Raw genomic sequence first — 10,694 nt, 5'->3', positions numbered from 1 at the left:
ATAGAAGCTGAATCACCATCACCAGAAACCCCAAAATATACCATTTCCTTATTGGACATACTTGCTCCGGTCGCTACTGAAGGCATCCTGCCATGGACAGAATTAAAGCCATGTGAATTGCCCAAAAAGTATGATGGTGTTTTGGAGGAACATCCGATTCCTGAGATCTTGGCTACTTTATGTGGTTCTACTGACATTTCAAAACAGGCCTGAACAATGGCCGCACTGATGCTGTCATGACCACAGCCTGCACAAAGGGTGGACAAGGGACCTTCATATTCCTTGATGGTATATCCGATTTTATTTTTTGGCAGTTTGGGGTGTCTAAACTGTGGTTTTAGATAACTCATGATCTAGGTTTTTGGATTGTTGAAGGTAATTAGTGATCTGGTTTTTGATGGCATCAGCGGTAATCGGCATGCCATCATAATTCAGAATTGGTATCAGTTTGGCAGGATTGGTTTCCATCTCAATCATCATCATACTGCGCATTTGAGCATCCCGATTTTGTTCAATGACAAACACCAATTCATGGGAATTGACAAATTCCAGTACCTCAGCACCAAATGGAAATGCTTTGAGCCGGATGGCATCTACTTCAATACTCTGTTGTTGAAGTAATTCCTTCGCTTCTTCGGAAGAAAAAGTTGAAGTCCCAAAGAATAGGATTCCATATGGACTTTGATTTTTCTTTTGGTATAATTGCGCAGAGGGGACAATTTTTTTAGCGGTTTCCCATTTTACCATTAGCCTGTCCATATTTCTTTTATAGGCGGACCCATCTTCTGTGTAAGCCGCATATTCATCTCGGGAAGTTCCTCGTGTGAAAAAGGCTCCTTTTGTCGGGTGGGTGCCTGGGTAAGTTCGGTAAGGAATTCCGTCGCCATCTACATCCAAGTATCTTCCAAATCTTCCAACGTGCTCCAGTTCCTCGGCATTCAATACTTTGCCCCGATCATATCTCCTTTTGTCATCCCATTCAAAAGGTTCACTGATATGGTCATTCATTCCCAAATCCAAGTCGGTCATCACCATGATGGGTGTTTGTAACCTTTCTGCTAAATCAAAACTTTTAGCTGTCATTTCAAAACATTCTTTGGGAGTACTTGGCAACAGCAATACATGTTTGGTATCTCCATGAGAAGCGTATGCTGCAAGCATCAAGTCCGGCTGCTGTGTTCTCGTAGGCATTCCGGTACTAGGACCTGCACGCTGCACATCCACCAATACTGCCGGGACTTCTGCAAAATAGGCTAATCCAATGAATTCATTCATCAAAGAAACTCCCGGGCCACTTGTTGCAGTAAATGCCCTTGCCCCGTTCCAATTGGCACCTATGACCATTCCCATGGCGGCAAGCTCATCTTCTGCCTGAACAATGGCAAATTTTTTCTCCCCGGTTTCCAGGTCAGTTCTGTATTCTTCACAATAATGTTCAAACGATTCAGCCACTGAAGTGGAAGGTGTAATAGGGTACCAGGCCATGACTGTTGCCCCACCATACACGGCACCCAAACCACAAGCTGTATTGCCATCCACGAGAATTTTATCTTTTAGTAGATTTTTTCTTTCCAATCTAAATGGAAGCGGAAAGTCAAAGTTTGCCGCTACGAAGTCCATGCCTAATTTTAAGGCAATGTGATTGGCTTCAATTAATGAGGCTTTTCCTTCAAACTGCTCTCCGACCAACTTTTCTATTTCATCTATTTCCAGATTGATCAATTTGGCCAAAGCGCCAACATATATGATGTTTTTAAGTAATTGACGTTTTCGGGGATCTAAAAAAGCTTGATTTGACATTTCCATCATGGGAACACCCAAATAATGAATATCTTCCCTGATAAGTGTTTCAGGTAGCTTTTTGGTACTGTCATACATAAAATAACCCCCCGGCTTGACGCTCTTGACATCCTGCGCCATGCTTTGTGGGTTGACAGACACCATCAAGTCAATCCCTTCCCTTCTACCCAAATAGCCTTTTTCGCTTACCCTCACTTCATACCAAGTGGGTAAACCTTGGATATTGGAAGGGAAGATGTTTTTAGGAGTGACAGGTATACCCATTCTGAAAATTGCTTTTGCAAAAAGGTAGTTGGCACTTGCCGAACCCGTTCCGTTGACGTTGGCGAAACGGACAATAAAATCATTGATAGATTGACTCATTTTTCAATTTTGGGAAATGCGGTTGACATTTGATTGGCTTTGGTGACGGAATAAAAATACTTCTGCATATCCCAAGCTGAGGTGGGACATCTTTCGGCACAAAGTCCGCAATGAAGACAGACATCCTCATCTTTGATCATCACTCTTCCTGTTTTGAGTTCGGAGGATACCAAAAGGTCCTGTTCCAGATTTTCAGCAGGAACCAAAAGTTTTTGTCTTAATTCAGGTTCTTCCACATTGGTGGTGAAGGTGATGCAGGAAGTAGGACATACATCCATGCAGGCATCACATTCAATACAGCGGTCTTCTTTGAATACCGTCTGCACATCACAGTTGAGACACCTTTGTGTTTCCCGATAGGCTGTAGCTATTTCGAATCCCAATTCTACCTCTTTCTTTCGGTCTTTAAGTGTCACCGATTTTTTTGCCTGTGGAACAAGATACCTTTGGTCAATGGCCACACTACTATCATAACTCCATTCATGGACACCCATTTTTTGGCTGACCAGATTGGTATAAGGGGAAGGTCTATCGTAGAGACTTTCACCTTCACAAAAAAGATGGATAGAAACTGCTGCATGATGGCCATGGGCTACTGCCGTAATCACATTCTTTGGTCCAAAGGCAGAATCACCTCCGAAAAACACCTTTGGGTTGGTAGATTGAAATGTTACCTCATCAACTACCGGCATGTTCCATTTGTCAAAATCCAATCCCAAATCCCTTTCGATCCAAGGAAAACTGTTTTCCTGACCAATGGCAATCAGGACTTCATCTGCTTCAATAAACACATCATCCTCACCGGTAGGGAGCAATTGTCTTTTGCCATTTTCATCATATACCGCTTTTACTTTCTGGAATTTCATTCCAATAAGTTTTCCATCTTCGTGCTCAAAACTCAAAGGGACATGATTGTCGATGATTTCTATGTCTTCATGTATTGCATCTTCTTTTTCCCAAGGTGAGGCTTTCATTTCACCAAAAGGACTTCTAACGACTACTTTGACATCCTTGCCACCTAGTCTTCTTGATGTTCTGCAACAATCCATAGCAGTATTGCCACCGCCCAATACGATTACTTTCTTGTTGATAGACTTGGTATGTTCAAAAGCCACATTAGCCAACCATTCTATTCCGATGTGAATGTGGGCATCAGCTTCGTTTCTCCCGGGCAGTTTTGGAAGATCTCGGCCTCTTGGAGCGCCAGTGCCAACAAATACCGCATCATAATCCTGATTTAAGACTTCTTTGAGGCTTTTGACATAAGTCAAAAACTGTGTATGGATACCCAAATCCAAAATATAGTTGACTTCTTCATTGAGAACTTGTTCAGGTAATCTAAAGGATGGTATTTGACTCCGCATCATTCCCCCTCCCGCAATCTGTTCATCAAAAAGATGGATTTCATATCCCAATGGCGCCAAATCCCTTGCCACTGTCAAGGATGCAGGACCACCACCAATGAGGGCTATTTTCTTTCCATTTGGAGGAAAGGGGCCTTGGGGCATGTGTTTCTTGACATCACCTTTGTTGTCAGCCGCAACTCTTTTCAATCTACAGATGGCTACAGGTTCTTCTTCTACCCGAACTCTTCGGCAAGCAGGTTCACAAGGGCGATCGCAGGTTCTTCCCAATACACCGGGAAACACATTTGATTCCCAGTTGACCATATAGGCTTCTGTAAACTTCTGGGCAGCAATCAGTCTGATGTACTCGGGGACTGGGGTGTGCGCGGGGCAAGCGTATTGACAGTCTACTACTTTATGGTAGTACTCGGGATTTTTGGTATCTGTGGGTTTCATGTTTGACGGAATTCTATTGGCTTGGAATTTCAAATTCCAAAATAAATGATTTTTAAATGTACTAAATTTCAGAATTTTTAATAAACCACAGAAAGAAATAATTAAATTTATTCCGGTGTCGCTCTTTTTCAAGGTTGAATTTTTAAAAACCAAAAAGAAGGTACAGGATTAAACCTGTTTTTGAATTTTATATTAAAAGTATAGTTAAAAAATTTTTATAGACTCAAAAAAATATGGCAAGAGCATTTTCTACAGCTTCCACAACTGAAATTGATGTGGAGTTAATGGTGATTGAAGGTACAATTCCTCCTGATATATATGGGTATGTTTTTATTAACTCAGCCTGTGGTACTGTCAGTTCAAAGGGGTTACCCTATCTAGAAAATCTACCTGAAGGGGGGGGTAATGAGGAATTTGGGAGTCCTCTTATCAATGGAGAAGGTGTGGTTATCCGCTTTGATTTAAATGAAAGCGGAAAAATAAAGGTGAGTTCCGGTCTTTTGAAAGCACCATGCTATTATGCTGATGTAGCTACATCGTCACCTGATTCCGATTATGGAAAAGATTTTAGATTCAGGAACATAGGTTTGGGAAGAAGGTCCTTGAGATTGGGTACGCGAAACCAACTGAGTACAGCGGTGATGCCCATCCGCTTCAAATCTGAGGGAAAAACCAGATTGCTGGCCACATTTGATGCAGGGAGGCCTTATGAATTTGATCCGAAGACCTTCAAACTGATTACTCCGATAGGCAAAAACAAAATCTGGCGTTCATTTCTTCCGTTTTTTTTGAATACCCCTTTCAAAACAGTAATGAGTACAGCACATCCTGTTTTTGATCCAGATACAGAGGAGCTTTTTACAGTTAATTTTGGAAAAAGTAAAAAAGAAGCATGGTTGGATAAAGTTCTATTTGAAATTTATGTTCGCCATGAAAATCACTTGAGGGATTTTTTAGTAAACCTTTCCCAAAAGATTAACTTCAATGCCCAAGGGCAGGAATTGAAAATAGAGCAGACAAAAATGATTAAAGCAATCGAAGAGTTTGCTTTTTCTGAACACCTTAAAGACCTACCTTTTGCTTCTAGAATTATTACTGAAATCAGAGAATTTTTCAATAAATGGAGTGGGAAAGTAATACTTAGTAACAACACAGTTTTTTTGATGAAATGGAATGGACAGAAAACTATGGAGCAATGGGAAATCCTGGATGAAAAAGGAAACCCTATTAATCTTGCCCACAATATGCATCAGATAGGATTCAGTAAAAAATACATCTTATTGTGCGATACTAATTTCAAATTCACATTTGATACCATGCTGAATTTTCCTTTTCAAAATGATCCGAAAATCGGACCTCTGATCAGGAAAATTATGTGTCAACCCATGAATGATACCAGTATGCTTTATTTGGTAAAGAGGTCGGATTTGTCTGACTCAAATAACAAAAAAGTAAGAGCCAAATCTATACCGTTGAAGCATGAAACTGTACACTTTTCGGTGGATTATGATGATTCTGATGATATTATTACTATCCATAGCGCACATAATTGCTGTGCCTGTGTTGCAGATTGGTTGAGAAGTTATGATACACTCGCTACGGATCCAGACCGAAAAATAAAAAATGATAAGTTGGGGTTGATTGCAGTAGGGGAGATGGATATCGGCAGAATTGGGAGACTGAAAATAGATGCAGCAAATGGCAAACTCATCGATAGCCAATCAGAATTTAAATTTTTTGATGGTCTGGAAAATGGGAATATCGCAAAAGCCCACACATGGGGAATCGGACTATATACCCATAGAGACATGTTAAGCTATGAAGCAAATACCCCAAAGATCACCCATATATTTTGGCAAAGTTATGGGCTAAAAAAAGAACACCTTTCAAAATTTATTTTTGATATGTATTCAGACAATACTAGGCCAAATAAACAGTTTGCTTCTAATGAAATGCTGGAATTGACCAAAAAAGGTGCGCCACCTGTCCTGCAATGTGTCAATACCCTAACCATGGAATCAGAGGATTTTTACGCATTCGGCAAGGAACAATACATGTGGTCACTTCAATTTATGCCTAAAAAGGCCAATAGTTCTACTATACCTGCCGGAAAGGATGGTTATATTCTCACAACAGTAATCAATGGCAAACCATCTCTTATTGAGGATGAAATTGACTATCTTCCTGAGATTTGGATTTTTGATGCGAATGATTTGAAAAATGGCCCAAAGGTCAGGTTGAAACACCCGGATTTTTCATTTGGTTTTACAATCCATTCTGTCTGGGTTGAGCATGCGGATGAAGTCAATAGACCTGACTATGCCATTAATATTCGAGAAGATTATCCATTAAAGCATTCGAAAATTTTTGGAGTAATTCCATTTCCAGATATTTTGAAGTCAAAACGCGATAAAAAAATAGCCAAACTCTTTGAAAATGAGATTTACCCAAAATTTGATAATTAATTTGAATGATGCTTAAAGAATCATTTCCGTCATTTATAAAAAAGTATGTTTTTGATTCTTTGGATGATGAGAAATCCAAGGAATGGAAAGAGGAATATGTCAGGTTGGGGAAGATATATGTCAAATGGGCTTCTATATTTGTGGTATTTGGGGCCCCTCTTATCATGTTTTCAGAAGTCGAGCTCCTGACAAATTCTTTTGAACTTTGGCTTTGGTTTCGGTTGGGTCCATCTTTTATAATTGCAGTCGCTTTAATCTTCTTTTTTTTATTTAAAGAAAAAATCACTTACATACATGAATACCTGTTCTGCCTGGTTGCTTATCTTTTATATATCAATTCAGGTTTTTGGGCAGATTGCGAGGAAGGTTATAATACTTTTTTGTTTGGACAGTTATGTGTATTGGTGCCGACAGCATTGATTACCCTGCTAAGACCCTTTCTTTATTTTATCAATTTTGTCCTGCATTCAGTAATTATTTTGATAGTTTTTCATTTTACCTGTAATCAGGACTTTACTGTGCTGCTCACTTCTTTTCAATATTTTATATTTCTCATTTTAGCCTTCTCTTCTTACTTGTTTGCTATTTATCGGTACTATCTGATCAGAAAGAATTTTATCTTTCACTTGATTCTCAAAGAAGCCTTGGATGATGTGGAGGAAAAGAGGATGAAATCAGATGAACTTTTACTAAATATTTTGCCCGCCGAAATCGCCCATGAGTTAAAAACCAATGGAAGTTCTATGGCAAGGCAATATGATGAGGTGACGATTATGTTTATAGATTTTGTAAACTTTACGGGCATAAGTGAAAAACTATCACCTAAGGAACTTGTCAGAAATATCCATGAAAGTTTTACTGCATTTGATAAAATCATTGAAAAATATGACATAGAAAAAATAAAGACTATTGGAGATGCTTATCTAGCTGTTTCGGGTTTGCCTAGGGAAAACAAGCATCATGCACATAGTATCACACTGGCAGCATTGGAAATAAGGGATTTAATGGCTAACTCAAAAAGTGAATTCCAAATCAGAATCGGAATCAATTCAGGAACTGTGGTAGCAGGGATTGTTGGGGTAAAAAAATTCGCTTATGATATTTGGGGGGATGCGGTCAATATTGCGGCGAGAATGGAGCAAAACTCAGAAGTAGGCAAAATCAACATTAGCAAAAAAACTTATTTATTGATAAAAGATGATTTCCAGTTTGAGTATAGGGGTGAAATAGCCGCAAAAAACAAAGGCAATATCGATATGTATTTTGTGGATTATAAGTAAAATCTCTTGATTTCATAGCTGATGGATAAAATATCCTCTTCCTTCATCCAAGGATTAAGGGGTAGTGACAAAATACACTTAGATAATTTCTCGGCATTCGGATATTCTTTTCCATCCAAATAGGGAAGCATTTTTGGGATAATGGTGGGATAATGAACAGCAGTTCCAATACCTTTGGTTTCCAAAAAAGATTTGAGTTCATTCCGATTAGAGGTTTGGATTACAAATAAGTGAGCATTATGGTTAGGCTCAAGGATATCATCAGGGAGTTTGAGACCATCAATATTTTTAAGGCTATCTAAATACATGGAGGCGAGTAATTTTCGCTTTTGTTGCCACGATTCGAAGTAATCCATTTTTACATTCAAAAATCCAGCCTGTATGCTATCTATTTTGGCATTTCTTCCAATCCTTAGGTGCTCATCCCTTTTGATTTGACCATGGTTGGTTATTTGCGTTGACCTATCATGGAAATTTTCATTTTTTGTAACCAAAACTCCTGCCTCACCCAATGCTCCCAAGTTTTTTGTTGGATAAAAGCTAAAACACCCTATGTCCCCCCAATTTCCTGCACTGATCCCGTTTTGAAATGCTCCAAAAGCTTGTGCGGCATCTTCAATGATTCGAATATTTTTTTGACTGGACCAACTCACCAATTTTTCCATATCCACCATTTTTCCATATAGATGAACAGAAATGATTGCTTTGGTCCTTTGGGTATACATTGAATCCAATTTTTCCAAATCTATCAATCCATTGTGATCGGTGTCAACAAAAATAGGTTTGGCACCTGACATGATAACAGCTTCTGCTGTAGAAACCCATGTAAGTGCTGGTACCAAAACCTCGTCTCCTGACCCAATTCCTAGGGCCCTTATAGCCACTTCTAAAGCATCTGACCCATTAGAACATGCAATTACAAATGGAACATTTAAATACTCCTTGAGTTTTGATTCAAGTAGAACCACTTCTTCCCCCCCCGAAAAAACACCTTTTTCCAGCATATGAGAAAATTTTTCCTTGAGCGCATTCTTCAGATTCAGTGGAATCTGGCTTAAATCAAGAAAGGGGATCGGTTTGTTCATCTAATAATTTGGCAAGTTGTTGGCTCAGGTTTTTTCTGGAATATTGATTTACATTTTCAGAGATTTTGAATTCTGATTGGGGATTAAAGTTAATCAGGAAATCTTTTATTCCGGTCTTGTCAGTGTGGGCAATTACTTTTCCTCCCTCACAGGAAGAAAGAATTGCAGAAGAATCCCCTTTAGGATCTCCAAGTGCCAAAATGGGTCTGCTGGTAGAAAGGTATTCAAATAGTTTGCCCGGTATATTTCCTTTGGCATTTTTGGTATCTGTTAGGATAAGAAGTAATAGGTGCGCATTTTGGTAGTAATCAAATACCTTTTCATGGGAGACATATCCTTCTAATTTTACGTTTTCCCTCAGCCAGGAATCTTGAGATAAATGATTTACGACAGCTTCCGAAACCTTTCCTACAAAGCGAAGGATAGCATTTTGATGTGATTCTTGAAAAACCTCCTTAAAAGCTTGGATGAAAGGTATTGGGTTCCTGATGGCATCAATCACGCCGGTGTAGAGAATTTCTATTGTTTCTTGACTTGAAACTGAGAATTTCCAATCTGCGGGTAAATCTTCTGAATCGTAGCCATTGGTCAAGAGATGAACTTTCCTTTGCCCCAATTGCTCAAAATCTTGTTGAAAGGTAGGGCTGATGGTGCTGATATTATCAGCGGCGTCTAACACTTCCTTTTCAAGTTTTTTATGTTTTTTTTTGACCCAATCCAACATTGGTAAAGTATCCAGAAATTCCCATTTTGACCAAGGGTCTCTAAAGTCTGCCAACCATGGAACTCCGGTTTTTTTCTTAAGTCCCAACCCAATTAGATGGAGACTGTGCGGAGGTCCAGTTGTAATAATGGCATTAAATTGTCCCTGCTCAATAAGATCTTTTAAAAAATCCACGGAAGGCCTTACCCAAAAAATTCGGGGATCAGGAATCAGAACATTGGCTCTCAACCAGATAGCGGACTGGTCGGTGAATGATTTTTTCTTTTTTTCCAATACTTTGGCAGTATCCCCCAACTTTTCTTTTTTTATCTTTCGGAAGATACTATATGGCTCCCAAATAGGAAATTTAATAACCTCCAATTGGGGGTTGATTTCTTGGATCAGACTTTCATCTTTGAGCTCAAAATCAGGGTTTTCAGGAGTGAAAATCACCGGTTCCCATCCAAATTCAGGCAGATACTTTGCGAACTTCAGCCACCGCTGAACCCCTGAACCCGCTGAAGGCGGCCAATAGTAGGTGATGATAAGGACTTTTTTGGTCATGGAGGAGTACAGTTTAATTATTGCGTTTTTGTCACTTCGAGTAATGAAAGTTAGCCTTTACATAAAGGGGAAATGACACCAGGTTAACCCTAACTATGGCAGGCAGTCGTCATCCCGAGTCCCAAATATTTTTAAAATGTTCAGAAAAGGAATGACATCAAGTTACCCGCTAGGAAGCAGTCATCATGAGTCCCCAACATTTTGAAAATGTTCAAAATAGGAATGACATCAAGTTACCCGCTAGGCAGCCGTCATTCTGAGGTACGAAGAATCTCCAGAGGTCCTATTTATGTTTATAATACATTTCCTGATCCTCGAGAGACCCTGATCCCGATAGCCATCGGGATCAGGGTGACGGCAGCTAAGAAATCTGTCATTGGTAGGCACGAAGGATCTCCAGAAATTCTATTTATGCTTATATTTATCATTTCCTGATCCTCGTGAGATGCTTCTCCTGGATAGCCCCGATAGCTATCGGGGGGATCAGCATGACGGCTGCTCCGATTTATGTCATTGGTAGGCACGTGCATTTTGTAAACGTTCAGAATTGGTAGCGACATCAGGTTACCCGTCATTCCGAGGTACGAGGAATCTCAAAAGGTTCTATATATATTCATATTTATAATTTCCTA

General features: G+C 39.5%; 7 protein-coding genes and 1 pseudogene. 3 read left to right on the top strand and 5 right to left on the bottom strand.

Annotated features, from left to right (window positions below):
* The 3 genes and pseudogenes from ACEW8U_RS22590 to ACEW8U_RS22580 all read right to left on the bottom strand — a co-directional run.
* Positions 1 to 350, bottom strand: a pseudogene (locus ACEW8U_RS22590) (2-oxoacid:ferredoxin oxidoreductase subunit beta); the annotation flags it as partial.
* The gene (locus ACEW8U_RS22585; RefSeq protein ID WP_373524322.1) at positions 325 to 2,163 is read right to left on the bottom strand and encodes a 2-oxoacid:acceptor oxidoreductase subunit alpha; all 1,839 of its coding nucleotides are present in this window, start codon (positions 2,161 to 2,163) and stop codon (positions 325 to 327) included. The gene ACEW8U_RS22585 and the pseudogene ACEW8U_RS22590, both read right to left, overlap by 26 nt.
* The gene (locus ACEW8U_RS22580) at positions 2,160 to 3,965 is read right to left on the bottom strand and encodes an FAD-dependent oxidoreductase (protein ID WP_373524321.1); all 1,806 of its coding nucleotides are present in this window, start codon (positions 3,963 to 3,965) and stop codon (positions 2,160 to 2,162) included. The genes ACEW8U_RS22585 and ACEW8U_RS22580 overlap by 4 nt, the downstream gene beginning before the upstream one ends.
* 233 nt (positions 3,966 to 4,198) lie before the next feature.
* Between ACEW8U_RS22580 and ACEW8U_RS22575 the strand changes: the two genes are divergently transcribed.
* Positions 4,199 to 6,430, top strand: coding sequence for a carotenoid oxygenase family protein (locus ACEW8U_RS22575; RefSeq protein ID WP_373524320.1), 2,232 nt, complete (start codon positions 4,199 to 4,201; stop codon positions 6,428 to 6,430).
* A 5-nt stretch (positions 6,431 to 6,435) separates the two neighbouring features.
* Positions 6,436 to 7,710, top strand: coding sequence for an adenylate/guanylate cyclase domain-containing protein (locus ACEW8U_RS22570; RefSeq protein ID WP_373524319.1), 1,275 nt, complete (start codon positions 6,436 to 6,438; stop codon positions 7,708 to 7,710).
* Here ACEW8U_RS22570 and ACEW8U_RS22565 read toward each other — a convergent pair.
* Both ACEW8U_RS22565 and ACEW8U_RS22560 read right to left on the bottom strand, forming a co-directional pair.
* Positions 7,701 to 8,795, bottom strand: a complete 1,095-nt coding sequence (locus ACEW8U_RS22565) for a DegT/DnrJ/EryC1/StrS family aminotransferase (protein ID WP_373524318.1) — start codon at positions 8,793 to 8,795, stop codon at positions 7,701 to 7,703. The two genes, ACEW8U_RS22570 and ACEW8U_RS22565, sit on opposite strands and share 10 nt — an antisense overlap.
* The gene (locus ACEW8U_RS22560; RefSeq protein ID WP_373524317.1) at positions 8,770 to 10,062 is read right to left on the bottom strand and encodes a glycosyltransferase family 4 protein; all 1,293 of its coding nucleotides are present in this window, start codon (positions 10,060 to 10,062) and stop codon (positions 8,770 to 8,772) included. Before ACEW8U_RS22560 ends, ACEW8U_RS22565 begins: the two co-directional genes overlap by 26 nt.
* A 207-nt stretch (positions 10,063 to 10,269) precedes the next feature.
* Here ACEW8U_RS22560 and ACEW8U_RS22555 point away from each other — a divergent pair, with 207 nt between their 5' ends.
* A complete protein-coding gene (locus ACEW8U_RS22555) occupies positions 10,270 to 10,497 on the top strand; it encodes a hypothetical protein (RefSeq protein ID WP_373524316.1) in 228 nt (75 codons plus the stop codon).
* The last annotated feature ends 197 nt before the right edge of the window (positions 10,498 to 10,694 follow it).

Origin of the sequence: Aquiflexum sp. (assembly GCF_041751335.1) — a bacterium.
Classification (GTDB): domain Bacteria; phylum Bacteroidota; class Bacteroidia; order Cytophagales; family Cyclobacteriaceae; genus Aquiflexum.
This window is presented reverse-complemented; position numbering and strand designations above follow the sequence as displayed.